A 20,682-nucleotide genomic window follows, 5' to 3' on the forward strand; every position below is an offset into this window, starting at 1 on the left:
ATCAGTTCTTGCGCGGGGTGGATGCGTTCGCGTTCTCCTCCGCCGCATAATTCTGCGGGAAGGCGAGCGCGCTCGTCGACGACGCCGGCTTGGCCGGCTGGCTGTTGTTATCAGTCGATTTGGTCGCGGTCTTGGCCGCGTCGTCGAGCAGCTTCTCGACGCGCACCAGGATGTCGGCGCCGCGCTTGGTCAGCACCGGCGGCGGACCGGGCTTGGTCTCGAGCACCTTCGGTCCTGCATTCGCCTGCGCGTTCGCGAGCGGCTCGCGCGGCAGCTTCTGGCCCATGCCGACGCCGGGGATCTCCCGGACCTCGACGCCCTGATGCGCCGCGACCATGATGTCGTGCCAGGTCTGCGCCGGCAGCGAGCCGCCGGTCATGCGGTTGGTTGGCGAGTAGTCGTCATTGCCGTACCAGACTGCGCAGGTGAAATTGCCGGTGTAGCCGACGAACCAGGCGTCGCGATACGCGTTCGTCGTGCCGGTCTTGCCCGCGGTCGGAATGCCGTCGAGGGCGGCGCGGCGCGCGGTGCCTTCGCTGACGACGTGGCTCATCATGCCGGCCATGTCGGCGGCGATATTCGCAGGAATGGCCTGGCGCGGCTTCGGGCCGTCGCGGTCCCAGCGCCAGACCAGATCGCCAGCACCGGTGCGCACTTCCAGTACCGAATGCGGCGTCACGGCCTTGCCGCGGTTCGGGAAGGTCGCATAGGCGACGGCGTGCTCGAGCACGGTGACTTCGTCCGAACCGATTGGCAGCGACGGCGTGTCGGGCAAGGGAGCCTTGATGCCGAAGCGGCGCGCGACCTCGACGATCTTGGCGCGGCCGAGCTTGGCGGGGTTCGGCGCCTTCGGCTGCTCCTTCTGGCCGATCGCGATCGAGAGCTTCACCGGCACGACGTTGATCGAGCGCGTGATCGCCTGGGTCAGCGTCACCGCGCCGGAATAGGAATGGCCATAGTTCTGCGGACACCAATTGCCGATGCAGACCGGCCCGTCGACCACGATCGAGTTCGGCGTGAAGCCGTTCAACAGCGCAGTGGTGTAGACGTAAGGCTTGAACGAGGAGCCGGGCTGGCGATAGGCGTCGGTGGCGCGGTTGAACTGGCTCGCGCCGTAATCGCGGCCGCCGACCATGGCGCGGATGCCGCCGTCGAGATCGGAGACGACGGTCGCGGCCTGCGTCGCGTGATAGTCGCGGCCGAACTGGCGCAGCTGGTTCTCTATCGCGTCTTCGGCAGCCTTCTGCACGTTGGTATCGATCGCGAGGCGAACGACGAAGACGCGCTCGGTGTAGGATTTCGGGAAGGTGTCGACCAGCTTGCGCATCTCGTCGAAGGCGTAGTCGAGATAATAGTTCGGCGAAGCCTCGTCGCGGCGATCGACGGCGAAGGCCGGGTTGCGGCGGGCGCCGAACACCTGGCCCTCGGTCATGAAGCCGGCATCGACGAGATTGTCGAGCACGACGTTGGCGCGGGCACGCGCGGCAGGCAGGTTGATGTGGGGTGCGTATTTCGTCGGCGCCTTGAACAGGCCCGCGAGCATCGCCGCCTCGGCAAGCGTCACGTCGCGCGCCGACTTGTTGAAGTAGAAATGCGCCGCGCCGTCGACGCCGAACGTGCCGCCGCCCATATAGGCGCGGTCGAGATAGAGCTTGAGGATCTCGTTCTTGGTCAGGCGCCATTCCAGCCAGACCGCGAGGAATGCCTCGTTGATCTTGCGCTCGATGGTGCGCTCGTTGCTCAGGAACAGGTTCTTGGCGAGCTGCTGCGTGATCGAGGAGCCGCCCTGGCGAACGCCGCCGGCTTGCGCGTTGGTGACGAGCGCGCGGGCGGTGCCGGCGATGTCGATGCCGAAATGCTCGTAGAAGCGGCGGTCTTCGGTCGCCAGCGTCGCCTTGATCAGCACGTCAGGAAAATCTTCCAGCGGGATCGAGTCGTTGTGCTTGATGCCGCGGCTGCCGATCGGGTTGCCGTAGCGGTCAAGGAACGTCACCGCGAGGTCGGACTTCTTCAGCCAGTCCTCGTCCGCGGTTTCGCGGAAGGCGGGGATGGCGAGGATCAGCATCAGCACCATGCCGCCGAGGCCGATGGTCGCGGCTTCCGACAGCGGCTCGATGAACACCCAGCGCTTCCAACGCCCGACATAGAAGCGGTCCATGAAGGTCGAGTAGCGCTCGTAGAGCTCGCGGATGCCCTTCGCCGAGGAGAACAGCGAGGAGTCGATGCGTGCATCGAGGTCGAGGAAGAAGTTCCTGATACGACTCTTCCAGTTGGATGGTGTGTTCTGGACCACCTAGAACCCTTGAGGCTCGGTTCGAAAGCGTTCAAGCACCCGGCCGGGGCGGCATCGAGACGTCTTGCGGGATTGTTGCGGCAAACCCAAGGCGCCCGTTCCGCGCACCAGAGGGGACTTGCTGTTCTTCTAGCCGAGCGGGGCCTATAAACCAATGGCCAGGCTCGCAATTTTGAACAACAGGCCTAATTGAACCCCGGTTCAATACGGGCCTCGCAGGGGTGTTCCTTGCAGTCTGACGGCCGCGCGCCCTAGATGGCGCTGGCCCTAGCTCTTTGGATCAGTATCAGCCGCATGACCGCAGCACGCAAACCACCTTCGGACCAGGATGGATTCTTTTGGAAAACCAAGAAGATGGAGGACATGTCGACGGCCGAATGGGAGAGCCTGTGCGACGGTTGCGGCCGCTGCTGCCTGAACAAGCTCGAAGACGAGGATACCGGCGAGATCTACTTCACCGATGTCAGCTGCAAGATGCTCGATTCCTGCACGGCCGGCTGCAAGGACTACGCGAATCGCTTCGACTTCGTGCCGGACTGTGTTGTCATGACGCCAGAAAAGGTCCGCACCCTGTCCTGGCTGCCGCCGAGCTGCGGCTACAGGCTGGTCGCGCAAGGCCGCGATCTCTACTGGTGGCACCCGCTGATATCGGGCGATCCCAATACGGTGCACGAGGCTGGCGTCTCCGTGCGTGGCCGGGTCGCCGGCACCGAGGACGAGATCCCGGACACCGAGCTCGAGCACTATTTGGTGCAATGGCCGGGGCAGGTGCCGAAGCGGGCACGCCTGAAGCGACGTCCCAAGGACTGATCGGCCGGCCCTCTTCTCATCACATCATCGGGATGACCATGGTGCGGGATGCACCCATGCGCCGTGGTGCCTGCCTGAGAAGAAGGTTGCTGTTTAGATTGGTAGGATAGAACGAATCCTTCGCGGCTTTGCGCCGCAACACGCCCGATCTGACAGTCCGAGATGAACCAGTTCACACGGCAGAGCAAGCAAGCTGCCGATATTCAGACATTGCCCGACGATATCGCCGAGGAACTGACCCGTCTTCCGGGCGAGGTCATCAGCGTCGGCGACGCGCCCCCGATCTCGCCGCCGGCAGCACTGACCTCGGATGAGGTCCGCACCATCGTCATCAGCCTGATGCTGACGATGTTCCTGGCCGCTCTCGACCAGACCATCGTCGCCACCGCGCTGCCGACCATCGGCCGCCAGTTCCAGGACGTCTCTAACCTGTCCTGGGTGATCACCGCCTATCTGCTCGCCTCGACTGCGGTCGCCCCGGTTTTCGGCACGCTGAGTGACATCTACGGCCGCAAGGCCATGATCATCGTCTCGCTGAGCCTGTTCATCGCCGGTTCGATCCTGTGCGCGATCGCGCCGAGCATGCCGATGCTGATTCTCGCGCGCGGCCTGCAGGGGCTTGGTGGCGGCGGCATCATGCCCGTCGTGCAGACCGTGATCTCCGACGTCGTCTCTCCGCGCGAGCGCGGGCAATATCAAGCCTATTTCTCCAGTGTCTGGATGGTCGGCGGCATCCTCGGCCCTGTCATCGGCGGTGTGTTCGCCGAGCATCTGCACTGGTCGATGATCTTCTGGATCAACCTGCCGCTCGCAGCCGCAGCGCTGGCGCTGCTGCTGCCGAAGATGAAGAAGATCCCGGTGTTCCACCGCAAGCGCAAGGTCGACTGGCTCGGCGGCGTGCTGTTGATGGCCTCCGCCGTCGTCTTCATGCTGGTGCTGACCTGGGGCGGCACGCGCTATCCCTGGCTTTCGCCAACGGTGCTGGCGATGGTGGGCGGCGCCGTCGCGCTCGCGTTCACATTCGTCTGGCACGCGCGCCGCGCCGACGAGCCGTTCCTGCCGTTGCCGTTGCTTGGCGGATCGGTCGCGCCCTTTGCGCTGACCGCGGGCGGCTGCGGCCTCGGCGCCATCACCGGCCTCACCGTGCAGCTGCCGCTCTATTACGAGTCGGTCTATCACCTCAGCGCCAGCGAGGCGGGCCTTGCGCTGATCCCGCTCGCAGCGGTCTCGACCATAGGAGCGGCTGTCGCCGGTCGCACCATGGCGCGCGCCAAGCACTACAAGCGGGTCGCCATCATCGGCACGTCCTGGGCCGCGCTGTGCGCGCTGGGTCTCACGGTCACCACGCTGCCGCTGTGGGGCCTCCTGACGCTGATGGCCGCGTTCGCGCTCGGCCTCGGCACGACGTTTCCGGTCTGCGTGGTCTCACTGCAGAACTCCGTCGCCCGTCCGCTGGTCGGCACCATCACCGGCGCGATGAATTTCTTCCGCTCGCTGATGTCCTCGTTCACGGTCGCAGCATTCGCCGCCATCCTGCTGATCGCGCTCGGCGCAGACATTCCGCTGGCCGGCGAGCATCACGCCGCAGGCAGCATTCCGGCGATCCCGGCCGAGGACATGCGTCACGCGTTCCGCTATGTCTTCGCGGCGGCGACCGCGCTGATGACGACAGCCTCGCTCTGCCTGATCATGATGGAGGAGCGGCCGCTGGCAGGTCCCTCCAAGGCGCAACCGGTCGAGATGGCGGAGTAGGCGCTCTATCCGCCGCGATCGGGATCGTCGCCGGGTGCCTGTCGTGCTCTGGCAGCAAGATAGCTCTTGAGCTTCGCCAGCGCTTCAGCCGACCAATCGTTGACATCGGTGACCGCGACCCAGGCATCCACATAATGCTCGGGCGCGTAGACATGGCCAAAGCCCATTGGCGTGTGGGTTGCGACCGCCATGTCGAGCGCGAGTTGCAGCATGGTGACGATTGGATACCATCGCAGCTCCGGTGACACGTCGGGCCCGCGCGGCGGGTTCATCCAGGCTGGGGCCCGATAGGCATCGCGGTAGGCGAAGAACGTGATCGCGTCGCTGGCATATTGCAGATAGACGACACGCATCGGTCCCCAGGGCGTATCCGGCGGCACCGTCGGCCCATTCTGATTCATGAAGCGCACGAAGCGACTGTCGCGGAATTGCGGCAGCCAGGCCGGCGAGCCTGGATTGCGGTTGTCGGTGATCGAGCGCCAGATGCGGCTCTCGAACGGCGCACCGCTCCACAGCGCGCCCGCAATGGGATCGCCGATCGTCTCGAACAGCTCTGCTGACGTCTCCGAGTTCATGGCGCCGAGGCTAAGCCCATGCAGATACAGCTTCGGCCGCCGCTCCTTCGGCAGCGTCGTCCAGTAGCCGTAGATTTCGGCGAACAGGGCACGCGCAGCTTCTGCGCCGTATTCGGGCTGAAACAACAGCGACAGCGGACTGTTGAGATAGGAGTACTGCATCGCGACGCTGGCAACATCGCCATGGTGGAGATATTCGACCGTATCCATCGCGGCCGGATCGATCCAGCCCGTGCCAGTCGGCGTGATGACGATCAGGACCTTGCGTTCAAAACCGTGCTGGCGCTTGAGCTCGTCGAGCGCAAGCCTGGCGCGAGCCTGCGCCGTGTCGCGGGCCGCAAGGCCCACATAGACGCGCACGGGCTCCAGCGCGGGGCGTTCCGTGACAGCGCTGATCTCGGCAGCGGTCGGGCCTGAGGCAATGAACCGGCGTCCCATGCGCCCGAGCTCCGTCCACTTCACCAGGGATGCCGGACCGCCTGTCTTGTCGGCCGCGGTCGGCTGCGGGCGCTCGGGTTCGAACAGAACGTCGAGCTCGCGGAAGGAAGAATCGAGTGCGTTGAAGGCGATGCGGATCAGGACGTTGCTCGCGATCGACCAGAACAGCAGACCTGCGACGATGACGCCGATGACGTTGGCGAGCTTGCGCGGAATGGCGCGCCGTGTGCCGACAGCGAGGATGTGGGCCAGAAGTGCGAACAATCGCCCAAGCACCAGCAGCACCACGAACGTGACCAGGGCGATGATGGAGACCTTGAGCGGATAGGCCGTCTCGACCGGCGCCATCTTCATCACGTCACGGATCGCATTCTGCCATGCGGTCGTGCGCCAGAGCGCCGCGAGGACGACGAGCAGGCAGCTGGCGGCGACAAGCGCATTCGCGAGGGATCTTGCACGCGCCGACGGCTCGGGCAGCTCGAGATAGTGCCACAGCCGCCGCCACAGCACGCCGGCGAAATAGCCGATTGCAAAGCAGCCGCCAGCCAGCGCTCCTTGCGTCAGATAGCTGCGCGGGATCAACGTCGGCGTCAGCGCTGCCGCGAAGAACAGCGCACCCAGCATGAGGCCGACGCCGGACAGCGAAAGCAATTGCCGCCGAATGAAGCGCGCGAGAGTCATCAAAGTCTCTGTCAGGCTCACGTCCCCGGCCGCGACACCTCGGTTTCCTTGCTGGTGATGAACTCCAGCAGCACGGGCACGCCTTCCCTGGTCTTCTGGATGCCGCGCTTGATCGCGGGGATGATATCATCAGGCTTCGTCACGCGCTCACCATAGCCGCCGAAGGCGCGCGCCATCGCGGCGTAGTCGCCGGAAATGTCGGTCGAGCGGTATTTCTCGGTCGAGATCGGCATCACCTTCAATTCGATCGCCATCGAGAAATTGTTGAGCAGGATCGACATGATCGGGATGCGTTCGCGCACCGCCGTCTCGAAATCCATGCCGGTGAAACCGATGGCGGCATCGCCCCAGACATTGATGCAGAGCTTGTCGGGCTTTGCCAGCTTAGCGCCCATCGCAAGGCCAAGGCCGTAGCCGAGCTGAGTCGTCTTGCCCCAGCCGAGATAGGAGAGCGGCGTCACCGCCTTCCAGAACGGCGAGAGCTGGTCGCGCGGGCTGCCGGCATCATGGGTGATGATGGTGTTGTCGATGTCGACGGTGTGCTGCAAGTCCCATAGCACGCGATAGGGACTGAGCGGCGCGTCATTGCTGGTGAGTTTCGGCATCCATTTCGCCAGCCACTCCTTATGCGAGGCCGCGATCTCGGCTGCGACCGCAGAGGCATCGCGGTCGGCAGTGACGGTCTTGCCGATCTCCTCCAGCAATGCATCGAGCACGAGGCCGGCATCGCCGACGAGGCCGATCCTGGCTTCGACATCCTTGTTGAGGTGGTTCGGGTCGAGCGTGGAGTGGATGATGGTCTTGCCCTTCGGAATGGCGATGCCGAAGCTCGTCTCGGTGAAGGAGCAGCCGACGCCGAAAATGACGTCGGCCTCGGCGAGGAATTTGGGCACCGCGCGCGGCACGGCGAGGCCACCGGAGCCAAGCGAGAGCGGATGCGTCTCGGGGAATGACGATTTGCCCCCTAAGCTGGTGGTGACAGGAATCGCCAGCCGTTCCGCCAGCCGCTTTAATTGCGGCCACGCCTGCGCGTAGTGCACGCCCTGGCCGGCATAGATCACCGGACGCTTGGCATTGACGAGCAGGGCGGCCGCTTCCCTCATATGCACGGGGTCCGCGCCATAGCGGGTGCGCAGCACCGGCGTGTAGTTCAGCGGCTCCGGCACCTCCTCGTTCCACATGTCGGAGGGGATCTCGACGATCACGGGACCGCCGCGGCCGTTCTTCAATTTGGTGAAGGCGCGGCGAAAGATGTTGGTCACTTCCGCGGCGAGGATGATCGGCTCGGACGATTTCGCAAACGGCTTCATCGCCTCGCTGGAGTTGAAGTTCGGCTCGATATGCGCAAGCCGGCGCGGATAGCCCATCGGCAGCACCAGCACGGGAACGGATTCGCCAAAGCACTGGGCGACGCCGCCCATCGCGTTCTCCGCGCCGGGCCCGTGCTGCATGCAGAACGCGCCGATCGTACGCCCCGACGTGACGCGCGAGATCGCATCCGCCATGTGCACGCCGACGCGTTCCTGCCGCACCATCACGGGGCGGATCTCGGCCTTTGCCGCGTGCTCGATCAGATGGTTGACGGGATAACCGCAGAGGACCTCGATCCCCTCGCGCCGCATGATTTCCGCAATCGCGGTGCCGAGCCTCATGGCGTCTCTCTCCTCAGGCTGGCCGGTTGCTCCGGCTGTTGGGCAGAGAGGATCAGGAAATTGCGGGAGGGTAAAGCGCGGGCGGGGGACGTTCGCGGTAGGTCAGCCATGCAGTGCCCTCCATCCGGGCTACCAAGCTTGGCGACCGTCCTATTTGCAGTTCTTGCAAATCGTCAGCTTGCGCTTCAACGCCTCGTCTTCCTGATCGACCAATGACTGCGCGTCGAGGCCGTTTGCGGCGCGTGACCTCGCAGGCGGCGTCACCTGGCTTGGTGCGTCGTGGTCGTCAGTGCCGACGCTGAAGCCGTCGTAGTCGGCGGCGGCTGCAGGGCTCGGCAATTGTGGAAGCCCGCTGGTCGCCGGAGTCGACGGCACGCTGGCGGACGTTCTCGGCGAATTCTTCGTCCCGGCATGCGGCGACGAGGCACTGGGCGGAGTCAACGAAACCGGCGGCGTGGCCGAGTTCTGTCCTCTGGCGCTATCTTGTGACCAGGCGCCGATCAAGGTGAGGCTGAAAGCCAGGAGCAACGCGCGTCTCGTGTGCATCTTTCAAATGGCCTTGGTTCAACGAGCGACGGGCAGGGGTCATCGAGCCGCGCCGGGAACAATATCAGCAGTGACATGCTCGTCAAACTTGACGGAAATGGGAGCAAGCCGAGCGGGATGTCGCCTTGTCGCCGGCAACGTTTGACCCACGTCAAGCCGGCAGCTGCTTGTAACATGGCATGATGATGGTGGTGACGAGATGATGCGTCCTCATCGTACAGGGACTCCCAGGAACCTCCATGAGATCGTCGGCGATGCTCGGGCTGACCGCGTCCGAAGCACAGGCCCGGCTGAAGGCCGAAGGCTTCAACGAGCTGCCACGCACGGGCCGGCGGACGATCCTGCGCCTCGTCATCGAGGTGCTGCGCGAGCCCATGCTGCTGTTGCTGCTGGCGGGCGGCCTGATCTATTTCGTTCTGGGTGATCTCGGTGAGGCGTTGCTGCTTCTTGTATTCGCATCGATCTCGATCGTCATCACGATCGTGCAGGAGGCGCGCACCGAGCGTGTGCTCGACTCGTTGCGCGATCTGACCAGCCCGCGCGCGCTGGTGATCCGTGGCGGCGAACGCATCCGGATTCCCGGTCGCGAGGTCGCTCGCGGCGACCTGATTGTGCTCTCCGAGGGGGATCGCGTGGCAGCTGACGCCACCGTCCTTCGATCCATCGATCTCCTGCTGGATGAATCGCTGCTGACGGGGGAATCGGTTCCGGTCAGAAAACAGGCCTTGCCGTCACCCGAAGGATTGATAGCGCCGCATGCCGGTGGCGACGACCAGCCATTCGTGTTCTCCGGCACGCTGGTGGTTCGCGGCAGCGGGATGGCCGAAGTGACTTCGACAGGCGTCCTGAGCGAGATCGGCAAGATCGGACAATCGCTGCATTCACTGGCGGCGGAAGCGCCCCGCCTGCAACAGCAGACGACGCGGTTGGTGGCGACATTCGCCATCGCCAGCGCCTTCGTGATCGGGTTGACCGTGCTTCTGTATGGGCTTTATCGCGGCGGCTGGCTGGAGGGCGTGCTAGCCGGCATCGCGCTCGGCATGTCGATGCTCCCGGAGGAAATCCCTGTCGTCCTGACGGTGTTCCTCGCCATGGGTGCATGGCGCATCTCCCAGGCGCGCGTGTTGACGCGGCGCGCCTCGGCCATTGAATCGCTGGGCGCCGCGACCGTGCTCTGCACGGACAAGACCGGCACGCTTACGGAAAACCGCATGACCGTTGCACGCCTGGTACTGCCCGACGGTGCGCAATACACGCCTGATACCGCGGTGCGCGCGGCGCCCGCGTTCGATCCGTTGATCGAGACCGGCGTGCTGGCCTGCGTCCGGGAGCCGTTCGATCCCATGGAGAAGGCGTTGCATTTGCTGGCCTCTGACGCCGGCGCGGGCCGGCGGCTCGTACAGAGCTATGGCTTGCGTCCCGACCTGCTCGCCATGTCGAATGTGTGGTGCGGCAGCGGCAACGAATGCGTCGTTGCGGCGAAGGGCGCGCCCGAGACGATCGGCATGCTTTGCGGAATGAGCGCGGAAGAGCTGGCTGAATTGCGGGCGCGCGTCGACGCGCTTGCGCAGGAAGGGCTCCGTGTGCTCGGTGTGGCGCGGGCGAGTTGGGCGGGCGGCGATCTTCCAGAGACGCAACGCGGCTTTTCCTCTGGCTTTTGCGGCCTGATCGGCTTTGCCGATCCGCTGCGACTGCAAGTCAAGGACGCCATTGCCGAATGCCGCTCCGCAGGCATCCACGTGGTCATGATAACAGGCGATTATCCCGCGACCGCGTCGGCGATTGCGATGCGGGCGGGCCTCGATCCGGAACGTGTCGTGACAGGAGCGGATGTCGAAGCCATGGCCGATGCCGAACTCGCCCGCGCGGCGCGCGGACGGGCCGTCTTCGCGCGAATAGCGCCGGCCCAGAAACTGCGCATCGTCAATGCGCTCAAGGACACCGGCGAGATCGTCGCCATGACGGGCGACGGCGTCAACGATGCTCCCTCGCTGAAGGCTGCCCATATCGGCATCGCCATGGGCGGTCGCGGCACCGATGTGGCGCGCGAAGCATCCTCGATCGTTCTGCTCGACGACGATTTCGGCTCGATCGTGAAGGCGATCCGGCTTGGCCGCCGGATCTACGACAATCTGCGCAAGGCGATGAGCTTCATCCTCGCGGTCCACATTCCGATCGCAGGACTTGCGCTGTTGCCGCTGCTCACAGGGATGCCTCTGCTGTTCGGCCCCGTTCACATCGCGTTTCTCGAGATGATCATCGATCCCGTCTGTTCACTGGTCTTCGAAGCCGAGACCGAGGAGTGGGACGTCATGCAGCGGCCGCCGCGTTCGCCTGACGAGCCGTTATTGCCAAGGTCGCTGCTGGTCTGGTCGCTGCTGCAGGGAGGCCTGGCTCTGGTTCTCACCGGCGGCGTGATGGTGACGGCAAACCGCTACGGCATGCCGGCGAACGAGGTGCGTGCGCTGACCTTCTTCTCGCTAGTGCTGGTGATCGTAAGCCTGATCTTCGTCAACCGCTCGTTCTCGACCTCGCTCGTCGAAGCGTTCACCCGGCCGAACCGCACGCTCGTCGTCATCGTCATGTTTGTGATGTCGGTGCTTGGCCTGAGCCTGGTGTGGCCGCGTGCGGCGGACCTGTTCCGCTTTGGTCCCCTGCATGTGGATGATCTCGCCGTCACGGCCGTGGTCGCGTTCGTCTGCCTCGTGTTGCTGGAGCTGTCGAAATACCCGTTGCGTCGCCGCGCGCCGACTTCAGGGGCGGCTTGAGCAGCGTGGCCCGGATGCGCAGGGCACGCTATGCCTTCTCGTCCAGGGCGCGGCGGAGGCGTCGGATGATGACGCCGCGGGCGCGGTCGTCGGCGGCCGCTGCAAGCCTGTCGTTGATGTCGAGCGTGAGCTCCGACATCTCGTTGTGCCAGTCGAGCCGGGTCACGGCCTCGGGCGCGAGCCGCCGGCGATGATCGACGTCGATCACGCGCGGTTCGGGGGCGGCCAGTTCATAGATGTCGTCCAGGATCGGCTGGTAGACCTTTGCCGCCGGAATGATGCGTTCGCCGACGCGCTCGGCCAGGCCCGCGATGGCGCTTTCCTCGCCGTGGACCAGGAACAGCCCGCGGGAAATGGGGCGGCGTGCCGCGATCCAGCCAGCCATGCCCGCGCCGTCGGCATGTCCCGAATATTCATCGATCATGCGGATCCGTGCCGCGACCCGGATTTCCTCGCCCTGGATGCGCACGGCCTTCGCGCCGTTCTGCAGAAAGCGGCCGAGCGTGCCACTGGCCTGGAAACCGGCGAGCAGCACGGTCGCGCGCTCGTTCCAGAGCCAGCGCTTCAGATGATGGCGGATGCGTCCGGCATCGCACATGCCGCTGGCCGCGATGATGATGTGAAATCCGCTGAGCCGCATGATCGCCTTGCTCTCGTCGGCGGTCTCGGTGAATTTGAGATGCGGCGAGTTGAGCAGGCGGTCGGCGTCGACGCTCGGGTCGAGGCTCGCGGCGTTCCGGCGGAAGACTTCGGTGGCCCGGATCGCCAGCGGCGAGTCGAGGAAGATCGGCGCGGTCGGAATCTCGCCGTGCTCCATCAGGTCGACCAGGTCGACGATCAGCTCCTGGGTGCGCTCGACCGCGAAGGCCGGGATCAGCAGTGCGCCTCCACCCGCGGCGGCCTCGCGCACCTCGGCGGCAAGATGCTGGCGGCGGAGCGCAGGTGTCGTGGCGGCTCGCAAGCGGTCGCCATAGGTGGATTCGGCGATGACATAGTCGAGGTCTGCAGGCGCTTCGGGATCGGGCTGCAGCAGCTTGGCCTCCGGCCCGACATCGCCGGAAAGCAACACGCGAAGCGGGCGCGGCGAACCTTGCTCGGCGATTTCGAGCTCGATCGAGGCGGAGCCGAGCAAATGGCCGGCATTCCAGTAGCGCGCACGGACGCCCGGGATCACGTCGATCCAGTGTTCATAATCGACCGCGCGAAACGATTGTAGCGATGCGACCGCGTCGGCCTGTGTGTAGATCGGCTCGACTTCCTTGCGACCGCGGGCCTTGTTGCGCCGGTTCAGCTGCGCGACTTCCGACTCCTGGATGCTGCCGGCGTCCGGCAGCATGTAGGAGCAGAGGTCGATCGTGCCACGCGTCGCCAGGATCGGCCCCGCAAATCCTTCGCGCACGAGCTTCGGCAGCAGGCCGCTGTGGTCGATATGGGCGTGCGTGAGCAGGACCGTCCGGATATCGGCAGGACGGAACGGGAATGCGCCGTAATTGAGCTCCTTGAGTGTCTTCTGTCCCTGGAACAGGCCGCAATCGACCAGGAAGCGGCCCGCGGCGGTCTGGAACAGATAGCTGGAGCCGGTCACGGTGCGGGCAGCCCCGCAGAAGCGAACGGTGATGCTCATCTCGTCGTCTCCCGCGAACGTGTCGTGCCGAGTTCGGACCGCAAGGCGGCGGCGAGAACCTCGTCGAGCGCGATCGCATTGGTTGGATGCGGCACGCTGTCGGTCGAACGGATCGACCGGATGCCGGCGTCGTTGAATGCGGTGACCATTGCGGCCGGAAACAGCGCGTGCGTCACGACCGCATCGATGGCCGTTGCGCCCATCGCCCGCAGCGCCCGCGCTGCAACCGCTAAGGTCGCTCCCGAGGACACGATGTCGTCGACCATCAGCGCCGGCCGCCCCGCGAGCAGCATCGGATCGGCGAAATCGATGTCGACGGAGCGATCGCCATGCCGTGTCTTGCGGGCCACCGTATGCTGCAGCCGCAGCCGGCCCGCGAGATCGTTCACCCAGGGCTCGGACTCGGCGTCGGGACCGATCAGGACCGTCGCGGGATCGATGCCATCAGCGGCGAGGGCATCCGCGATCGCCGGCATGGCGGACAGGTTCTCCGCCTCGATATCGGGAAATACGGACCTGATGTCGGGCGTACGATGCAAATGCGCGTCCACGGTGACGACGCGGTCCACAAGCGTTGCGAGCAGGCGGCCCATGGCGCGCTGGCTGATGGCTTCGCCGGGATGAAACGCGATGTCCTGCCGCATGTAGCAGAGGTAGGGCGCGACCAGTACCAGCCGCCTGGCGCCATCGCGCCGCAGCGCCTCCGCGGCGAACAGCAGGGCGATCAGCTTGTCATTGGGTTGATCGAGCGAGGCAAAAAGGATGGTGGTGTCTGCTGCCGGCGCGACCGTGACGCGCAGCTCGCTGTCCGGAAAGCGGTGCAGGGCGATTTCGTCGCAGGCGAGCCCAAGCCCAACGCCAAGCCGCGCCGCAAGCCGCTTTGCCGCGCTGGCGCCGGAGGGCAGGGCTTGAAGGGCGATCGTGCTCACGACTGCGCCCTGCCTTGGAGCGCCTCATGACCGTTGAGGATGTAGCCGCTCTCCTGCCGGGCGGCCGATGCGGCCAGATCATGCTCGGGCCCGTCGAACGTGTAGACGCGATAGAGCGGCTCACCCTGCTCGACGCGGTCGCCGATCTTCTTGAACAGGCGGATGCCGGCCCCTTTGTCGAGCGGCGCACCCGCGGTGCGGGCGAGGCGGTTCAGTCGCAGGCAGTCGATCGCGGACACCACGCCGTCATGCGCCGCCTTGACGTCGAAGCTGATGGGTCCGAGGTCGGTGCTGCATTTCGAGGGGCCCTGGGCGTCGATGATCTTCTGCATCTGCTTCAGCGCGGCGCCGCTCTCCAGCAGTTCGCGCGCACGTGCATAGCCGGCGCCGCCACGCAGCTTCGGATCGTATTCCAGCAGATGGGCGGCGAGGCGGAGCGATTTCTCGCGCAGATCGCGCGGTGCATCGGCTTCGTTGCCGAGCACTGCCATCACGTCGTTGGCTTCGAGCACCGGCCCGATGCCGTTGCCGATCGGCTGGCGGCCGTCGGTTGTGATCACCTCGACCGAGCGGCCGAACCGGTCGCCGACGAATTCGAACAGCTTTCGCAGCCGCATCGCGTCGATCGCGGTGGTGACTTTCGCGGTTGGCCCGACCGGAATGTCGATCAACAGATGTGTCGATCCCGCCGCGATCTTCTTGGACATGATGGAGGCGACCATCTGTTCGCGGGTGTCCAGGCTGAGCGGGCGCTCGACCGAGATCAGCACGTCGTCGGCCGGCGACAGGTTCACGTGCCCGCCCCAGATCAGGCATCCGTTGCAGGAGGAGACGATCGACTTCATCTCCTCGACGCCGACATTCACCCGCGCCAGCACCTCCATCGTGTCGGCCGTTCCCGCCGGCGAGGTGATGGCGCGCGAGGAGGTCTTCGGGATCGGCAGGCCGTGGGCCGCGACGATCGGCACCACGACCATCGAGGTGCGGTTGCCGGGAATGCCGCCGATGCAATGCTTGTCGACCACGATCGGGTCCGGCCACACCAGCTGCGTGCCGACCTGGGCCATGGCGCCGGTGAGGGCCAGCAGTTCGTCACTGGTGATGAAGCTCGCCGAGCCGATCAGGAAGGCGGCGATCTCCATGTCGGAATAGCGAAAATGGGCGAGGTCGTTGATGATCGCGCTGATCTCCGCCTTGTCCAGTGTTCGACCGCGGATCTTCGCGCGCACCGCCTCGAGGCTTTCTGGTGGCGATGCCGGCGCGACCGTGACCAGGGCGCCGACCGGCTTGCCGAAGCGGTGGAACGCTGGCTCGGAAAGGCCGATTTCGTCCTGGGCCGCCAATGCGTCGTCATCGGTGATCAGCAGCGTTGCGAGCAGCGCCTTGTCGTCCAGCCGAAGCTCGACGCGGCTGAAGCCGCGAAAGATATCGGCACGCAACGCCTTAGATCGCCTGGAAATGACGACGACGTTCTCGCGGCCCGTATCGAGATGGACACGGCGTATTTTGAGCGGGGAGGGTGACAGATCGGGATTCATGAACGGACCGCAAGCTGGGTCCGTCATGCTTAGCTGCCGCCGTCTCGACGGGCTTGACTCAGATCATGGTCCGCGAGATCGGCTGCCCGTTGCGAGCCAACGGGGCCGCGCCTTGCGCGACCGGTGGCTAACAATGGCGAGACGTGATGACGAGACGTGGCCTTACTTCGTGGCCGCGCTGATCGAGTCGAATTTGTTGCTCAGGAGAACGCTGCCGGTGTTGGTCACGACGGTGATGATGGCGAGTGCGATACCGGCGGCAATCAGGCCATACTCGATCGCAGTGGTACCCTTCTCATCGGCAAGAAAAGACCTGAGCACAATCATCGCCAACTCCTGTTCATCCGGTCCAATGTAGGCGCGCGTCGTTATCAAACTGGTAAAGCGATCGATGAGGCGCTTGTCGCGCGTCAAACTGCAGGGCCGGCCGAGCCAGCCTGCAATGTCTTAACGTAACAGCCGTTAAACGAAGGTTTCATTATCCGCTTCAAATGAGCGGAAGCAGCCCGGCCTCAGCTGCTTGTGGTGTGTCCCGGCGCACCTTTGCGCGGACGTCCCAGCGCTGCCGCGAGGCGTCCGAACAGATCGCGCACGACATGCGGCCGCGTCCGCAGCACCGTATCGGCGATGCGCTCTTCCTCGGCCGTGTCACTCACGATGCCGATGTAGTTCTTCCTTGCGTCCTGCTGCGGCACGGAGGTGCGAACCCTGGCTCAATCGATGGCGAACCATGGTGCCCGCAAAGGCAATCAGCGGTTAATTTCGTATCCCGTAGGAATACCCGGTGCGGCAAGATGGCATCGTCGTGCCAAACATGACCCCGCCGCTTAAGGGTTTGTTGAGGCTGTTCGTCAACCGGTCGGCAAGCATGCCGATCACGGCTCAATCGCGCCTTCGGTCCGGATTCAACGCGCGCAACATGCCGATGCGGGCGAACAGCAGCCAGCCGCCGCCGGTCTCCGCTGCGTTGATCAGCATCTCGATTGCGGTCTGCCAGCGCGGCTCCTGCTGCTCGTCCTCGGGCAGCCGCATAATGAAGTCAGCGGCCTCCTGCAGCGTGCGCAGGCTGCGTCCGCCGCGCAAGCCGATCGGGTCGGCGAACGGCGTCGACCAGGGCATGTCAGGCCGCTCGATCAGAAAGGGAAGACGTCACGGCGCGGCCGGCGATGTGATGCGGTCAGCCGGCCTTCTTGGTTCGTGCCGTCGTCGCGCGCACCGGCTTGTCGACCTTCTTCGGCTGGGCTTCCTTCGCCGCTGCGTCTTTGCCGCCCTTGCCGGAGATCGGCAGCAACATCTCGCGCTGGCCCTCGGCGCGCTTCTTCGGCTTCTTGGCCTTTGCGGTTTCCTTGACGGTCTCCTTGGCGACCTTCGCCGCGGGCGCTGCGTCCTTCTCGTTTGCGAGGCTCTTCTTCAGCGCGTCCATCAGATTGATGACGTTGCCGCCGCTCTTCGGCGCGGCCTTGGCCGCGATCGGCGTGCCGGCCCGCTTCTTGTTGATGAGATCGATCAGCGCGGTCTCGTAATGGTCTTCGAACAGCTCGGGCTCGAACGCGCCGGACTTCTTCTCGACGATATGCTTGGCGAGGTCGAGCATGTCCTTCGTCAGCTTCACGTCCTGGATGTCGTCAAAATATTCGGTCTCGCTGCGCACCTCGTAGGGGTAACGCAGCAGCGTGCCCATCAGCCCGCTCTCAAGCGGCTCGAGCGCAATGATGTGCTCGCGGTTGGTCAGCACCACGCGGCCGATCGCGACCTTGTCCATGCTGCGGATGGTCTCGCGGATCACAGCATAGGCGTCGTGGCCGACCTTGCCGTCGGGCACGAGATAGTAGGGGCGGATCAGATAGCGGTTGTCGATGTCGGCCTTCGGCACGAACTCGTCGATCTCGATCGTGTGGGTCGAATCCAGCGCGATGTCGTCGAGCTCGTCCTTGGTGACCTCGATATAGGTGTCTGTGTCGACCTTGTAGCCCTTGACGATGTCCTCGGAGGTCACCTCGTCACCGGTCTCGGCATCGACCTTCAGATACTTGATCCGGTGGCCGGTCTTGCGATTGATCTGGTTGAACGAGACCTTCTCGGTATCCGACGTGGCCGGATACAGCGCGACCGGGCAGGTCACGAGCGAGAGACGCAGAAAACCCTTCCAATTGGCGCGGGGGGCCATGGGCTACTCCAAACGCAACAGGGACAGACCTATGAGAATACCATCGGGGAACACCGAATCATACAGAGGTTCGGTCGGAATCTTGCAACTGCGTTAACCAGCCGCTCATCCCAGCTGATCGGGCCGATCCAGTCCTAAAAGCCGGAACATCAAATCGGATGGGGCGTTGGCTCGGGACATAGGGCCGTGAGGAGGTCGCGGCCATCGGAGGCGACATCCAGGATTGAGGTCACCATGGCAACCACGCGCGAGGACCGTCAGATCGTCGAAACAGCGACCGAGGCACGTCAGGCCGAACCTGGGCCGTCGGTGGCCGCGCTGCTCGCCATTTCGACCGGGCTTGCGATCCTGATCCTTGCCGTCATCTGGTTCGTGTTCTTCCGGACCTGACGGCTATGTCGATGGCAAATTGACAGGAAGGGCGGACCTTCCGAATAGCCGCGATACGCGGCAGATTGCGCCCGTCACGCCGCCGGTTGGTCCGGTGGCCTGACGGGCGCAGTCGCATTGACTGAGACCATCGGTATATGACCAAAAAGTAACGCGGGCGGTTCCCCGCGTTCATATTCAGTTCACGCCGGAATTGCTCATCTGGTGCGATGTTGATGCGGCCTATTTCTGGAGAGAAGCGTGCGCCTGCTTGTTGTTGAGGACGACCCTGATCTCAATCGCCAGCTCACCAAAGCGCTGACGGACGCCGGCTACGTCGTCGATCGCGCCTTCGACGGTGAAGAGGGGCATTATCTCGGCGACAACGAACCGTACGACGCCGTGGTGCTCGATATCGGTCTGCCGAAGAAGGACGGCATCTCGGTGCTGGAGGCCTGGCGCCGCAACGGCCGCACCATGCCGGTTTTGATCCTCACCGCGCGCGACCGCTGGAGCGACAAGGTGCAGGGCTTCGATGCCGGCGCCGACGATTATGTACCAAAGCCGTTCCATCTGGAGGAGGTGCTGGCACGCATCCGCGCGCTGCTGCGCCGCTCGACCGGCCACGCCCAGAGCGAGCTCTCTTGCGGACCCGTCACGCTGGACACGCGCACCGGCCGGGTCAGCGTGTCGGGCAATCCCGTGAAAATGACCTCGCACGAATATCGGCTTCTGGCCTACCTCATGCACCATTCGGGGCGCGTGGTGTCGCGCACCGAGCTGGTCGAGCATCTCTACGACCAAGATTTTGACCGCGACTCCAACACGATTGAGGTCTTTGTCGGCCGCATCCGCAAGAAGCTCGACGTCGACATCATCCAGACCGTCCGCGGCCTCGGCTATCTCCTGACCCCGCCGCCGGCCCCTGGCGCCTGAGGCGTGTGGGCTTGACGGGCGGCCCGACACGGGCCTTGGTCCTGACATGACCGCCGACGCCATGCCACCACCTCGCGCTTCCGGGATCATTCCGATGCCCGCCAGCTCGCTTGCGAACCGCCTGTTCCTGTCGGCGACCGCCTGGCTCGTGGTGATCCTGGCCATCACAGGCGTGGTGCTGTCGTCGGTCTACAAGAACGCGACTGAGCGCGCCTTCGACCGCCGGCTCAACCTCTATCTGCGCACCCTGATCGCCGAGGTCGCCACTCCCGACGAGCCGCCGGATCGCCAGTTCCAGTCGCTCGGCGAGCCTCTGTTCGAGCTGCCGCTGTCGGGCTGGTACTGGCAGATCACCCGCACTGACACTGAGAAGCCGGAGGTGCGCTCCTCGCGCTCGCTGTGGGACAAGAAGCTGCCGAAGCTGGAAGATCAGGGCACCGAGCTCACGGCCGCCGGCATTCGCCTCGCTTATGTCGACGGGCCGGAGGGCCAAAATCTGCGTATGGTCGAGCGTCCGGTCGATCTCGGCGCCGACGGCAAATATCTCGTCAGCGTCGCCGGCGATTCCACCGAGATCTTCGACGAAACGCGTAGTTTCGACTATTACCTCGGCGGCACCTTCACCGCGCTCGGCATCGTGCTGCTGCTGACCACCGTGTTCCAGGTCCGCTTCGGTCTTGCACCGCTCAAGCGCATCTCGGAAGCCATCGCCGACATTCGCTCCGGGCGAGCGGAGCGGCTCGAGGGCGAATTCCCGGTCGAGATTGCGCCGCTCGCGCGTGAGACCAACGCGCTGATCGATGCCAACAGGGAGATCGTCGAGCGCGCCCGCACCCATGTCGGCAATCTCGCCCATGCGATCAAGACGCCGCTGTCCGTGATCGTCAACGAGGCCGGCACGCACGCGGCGGATCCGTTCGCGGCCAAGGTGATGGAGCAGGCGGACGTGATGCGCAGCCAGCTCGCGCATCATCTGGAGCGGGCCCGCATCGCGGCGAGGGTCTCGATCGTCGGCACCGTGACGGAGGTTGCCCCCGCCATCGAGGCGCTGCGGCGGACCATGGAGAAGATCTATCGCGGCCGCGGCATCGCGGTCGAGGCCAAGGCCGATCCGTCGGCGAAATTCCGGGGCGAGCGCCAGGATCTGGAGGAGATGGTCGGAAATCTCGTCGACAATGCCTGCAAATGGGCCGCCTCGCGGGTCTTCATCGAGGTTTTGGTCGAGCCGCCTGATCAGGCGGGCGCCGGCCCCAGGCTGCGGCTGATCGTCGATGACGACGGGCGCGGCCTCTCGGAGGCCGAACGCGCCCAGGTCTCCCGGCGCGGCCAGCGGCTCGACGAATCGAAACCGGGTTCTGGGCTCGGGCTCTCGATCGTGACCGACCTTGCCGCGCTGTACGGCGGCAGCCTCTCACTTGGCAGCGCGCCGATCGGGGGCCTGCGGGCCGAGCTGGTGCTGCCCGGAATTTAATCCTCTGATTTGCCACGATTATTTGGGTTTCCGGCAGGAACCCAAGGGTTTCGAAGCGACTTCCTCAACGGCTTCTTAAGGCGCTCCCACCTATGATCGGGGAGGACGCATCTCACGTCTGCCATTTTACCGT

General features: G+C 64.9%; 16 protein-coding genes and 1 pseudogene. 6 read left to right on the forward strand and 11 right to left on the reverse strand.

What is annotated here, in order from left to right:
- Position 1 precedes the first annotated feature (1 nt).
- Positions 2-2,293 (reverse strand): transglycosylase domain-containing protein, encoded by a 2,292-nt coding sequence (locus XI06_RS07770; protein ID WP_237859326.1) that lies wholly within the window; start codon positions 2,291-2,293, stop codon positions 2-4.
- Positions 2,294-2,587: 294 nt separating this feature from the next.
- Between XI06_RS07770 and XI06_RS07775 the strand changes: the two genes are divergently transcribed.
- Complete coding sequence (locus XI06_RS07775) at positions 2,588-3,103, forward strand: YcgN family cysteine cluster protein (protein WP_237859324.1); 516 nt, start codon at positions 2,588-2,590, stop codon at positions 3,101-3,103.
- A 162-nt stretch (positions 3,104-3,265) separates the two neighbouring features.
- Positions 3,266-4,855: an MDR family MFS transporter gene (locus tag XI06_RS07780; protein WP_237859321.1), complete on the forward strand. Its 1,590-nt coding sequence runs from the start codon at positions 3,266-3,268 to the stop codon at positions 4,853-4,855.
- Between the two features lie 5 nt (positions 4,856-4,860).
- On the opposite strand, the gene XI06_RS07785 is transcribed toward XI06_RS07780, so the two are convergent.
- The 3 genes and pseudogenes from XI06_RS07785 to XI06_RS43455 all read right to left on the reverse strand — a co-directional run bounded on the left by XI06_RS07785 (position 4,861) and on the right by XI06_RS43455 (position 8,540).
- Positions 4,861-6,549: an alpha/beta hydrolase gene (locus XI06_RS07785; protein WP_271604996.1), complete on the reverse strand. Its 1,689-nt coding sequence runs from the start codon at positions 6,547-6,549 to the stop codon at positions 4,861-4,863.
- Between the two features lie 17 nt (positions 6,550-6,566).
- Positions 6,567-8,210 (reverse strand): annotated as a pseudogene (locus XI06_RS07790) (thiamine pyrophosphate-requiring protein); the annotation flags it as partial.
- A 141-nt stretch (positions 8,211-8,351) separates the two neighbouring features.
- Positions 8,352-8,540 carry a hypothetical protein gene (locus XI06_RS43455; protein ID WP_333909316.1) on the reverse strand — a complete coding sequence of 63 codons (189 nt, stop codon included), beginning with the start codon at positions 8,538-8,540 and terminating at the stop codon, positions 8,352-8,354.
- Between the two features lie 446 nt (positions 8,541-8,986).
- Here XI06_RS43455 and XI06_RS07800 point away from each other — a divergent pair, with 446 nt between their 5' ends.
- The gene (locus XI06_RS07800) at positions 8,987-11,515 is read left to right on the forward strand and encodes a cation-translocating P-type ATPase (RefSeq protein WP_237859314.1); all 2,529 of its coding nucleotides are present in this window, start codon (positions 8,987-8,989) and stop codon (positions 11,513-11,515) included.
- Between the two features lie 28 nt (positions 11,516-11,543).
- Here XI06_RS07800 and XI06_RS07805 read toward each other — a convergent pair whose 3' ends face one another.
- The 7 genes from XI06_RS07805 to ku all read right to left on the reverse strand — a co-directional run bounded on the left by XI06_RS07805 (position 11,544) and on the right by ku (position 17,773).
- Positions 11,544-13,139 (reverse strand): MBL fold metallo-hydrolase, encoded by a 1,596-nt coding sequence (locus tag XI06_RS07805; RefSeq protein WP_237859312.1) that lies wholly within the window; start codon positions 13,137-13,139, stop codon positions 11,544-11,546.
- Positions 13,136-14,068: a ribose-phosphate pyrophosphokinase gene (locus XI06_RS07810; RefSeq protein WP_237859310.1), complete on the reverse strand. Its 933-nt coding sequence runs from the start codon at positions 14,066-14,068 to the stop codon at positions 13,136-13,138. The genes XI06_RS07805 and XI06_RS07810 overlap by 4 nt, the downstream gene beginning before the upstream one ends.
- Entirely contained in the window at positions 14,065-15,606 is a 1,542-nt protein-coding gene (locus tag XI06_RS07815) for a thymidine phosphorylase family protein (protein WP_237859470.1), read from the reverse strand. Before XI06_RS07815 ends, XI06_RS07810 begins: the two co-directional genes overlap by 4 nt.
- Positions 15,607-15,768: 162 nt before the next feature.
- Entirely contained in the window at positions 15,769-15,933 is a 165-nt protein-coding gene (locus tag XI06_RS07820) for a Flp family type IVb pilin (RefSeq protein WP_237859468.1), read from the reverse strand.
- Between the two features lie 185 nt (positions 15,934-16,118).
- Positions 16,119-16,301: a hypothetical protein gene (locus XI06_RS07825; RefSeq protein ID WP_237859309.1), complete on the reverse strand. Its 183-nt coding sequence runs from the start codon at positions 16,299-16,301 to the stop codon at positions 16,119-16,121.
- Between the two features lie 187 nt (positions 16,302-16,488).
- Positions 16,489-16,725, reverse strand: a complete 237-nt coding sequence (locus XI06_RS07830) for a hypothetical protein (protein ID WP_237859307.1) — start codon at positions 16,723-16,725, stop codon at positions 16,489-16,491.
- Between the two features lie 58 nt (positions 16,726-16,783).
- Entirely contained in the window at positions 16,784-17,773 is a 990-nt protein-coding gene (gene ku, locus XI06_RS07835; protein ID WP_237859305.1) for a non-homologous end joining protein Ku, read from the reverse strand.
- Between the two features lie 234 nt (positions 17,774-18,007).
- Here ku and XI06_RS07840 point away from each other — a divergent pair, with 234 nt between their 5' ends.
- The 3 genes from XI06_RS07840 to XI06_RS07850 all read left to right on the forward strand — a co-directional run bounded on the left by XI06_RS07840 (position 18,008) and on the right by XI06_RS07850 (position 20,549).
- A complete protein-coding gene (locus tag XI06_RS07840) occupies positions 18,008-18,163 on the forward strand; it encodes a hypothetical protein (RefSeq protein WP_200299342.1) in 156 nt (51 codons plus the stop codon).
- A gap of 240 nt (positions 18,164-18,403) precedes the next feature.
- On the forward strand, positions 18,404-19,078 hold the full coding sequence (locus XI06_RS07845) for a response regulator transcription factor (protein WP_014496705.1): 675 nt from the start codon (positions 18,404-18,406) through the stop codon (positions 19,076-19,078).
- A gap of 94 nt (positions 19,079-19,172) precedes the next feature.
- Positions 19,173-20,549, forward strand: a complete 1,377-nt coding sequence (locus tag XI06_RS07850) for a sensor histidine kinase (protein WP_237859302.1) — start codon at positions 19,173-19,175, stop codon at positions 20,547-20,549.
- The last annotated feature ends 133 nt before the right edge of the window (positions 20,550-20,682 follow it).

This window comes from Bradyrhizobium sp. CCBAU 11434 (assembly GCF_028128895.1).
Taxonomy (GTDB): Bacteria; Pseudomonadota; Alphaproteobacteria; order Rhizobiales; family Xanthobacteraceae; genus Bradyrhizobium; species Bradyrhizobium zhengyangense.

Excerpts from the sequence above, each read along its gene's own strand:
- XI06_RS07775 (WP_237859324.1), top strand. The coding sequence starts at position 2,588 with ATGACCGCAGCACGCAAACCACCTTCGGACCAGGATGGATTCTTTTGG.
- XI06_RS07840 (WP_200299342.1), top strand. The coding sequence starts at position 18,008 with ATGGCAACCACGCGCGAGGACCGTCAGATCGTCGAAACAGCGACCGAG.
- XI06_RS07800 (WP_237859314.1), top strand. The coding sequence starts at position 8,987 with ATGAGATCGTCGGCGATGCTCGGGCTGACCGCGTCCGAAGCACAGGCC.
- XI06_RS07780 (WP_237859321.1), top strand. The coding sequence starts at position 3,266 with ATGAACCAGTTCACACGGCAGAGCAAGCAAGCTGCCGATATTCAGACA.
- XI06_RS07785 (WP_271604996.1), bottom strand. The coding sequence starts at position 6,549 with ATGACTCTCGCGCGCTTCATTCGGCGGCAATTGCTTTCGCTGTCCGGC.
- XI06_RS07830 (WP_237859307.1), bottom strand. The coding sequence starts at position 16,725 with ATGCCCTGGTCGACGCCGTTCGCCGACCCGATCGGCTTGCGCGGCGGA.
- ku (WP_237859305.1), bottom strand. The coding sequence starts at position 17,773 with ATGGCCCCCCGCGCCAATTGGAAGGGTTTTCTGCGTCTCTCGCTCGTG.
- XI06_RS07850 (WP_237859302.1), top strand. The coding sequence starts at position 19,173 with ATGCCCGCCAGCTCGCTTGCGAACCGCCTGTTCCTGTCGGCGACCGCC.
- XI06_RS07820 (WP_237859468.1), bottom strand. The coding sequence starts at position 15,933 with ATGATTGTGCTCAGGTCTTTTCTTGCCGATGAGAAGGGTACCACTGCG.
- XI06_RS07815 (WP_237859470.1), bottom strand. The coding sequence starts at position 15,606 with ATGAATCCCGATCTGTCACCCTCCCCGCTCAAAATACGCCGTGTCCAT.
- XI06_RS07805 (WP_237859312.1), bottom strand. The coding sequence starts at position 13,139 with ATGAGCATCACCGTTCGCTTCTGCGGGGCTGCCCGCACCGTGACCGGC.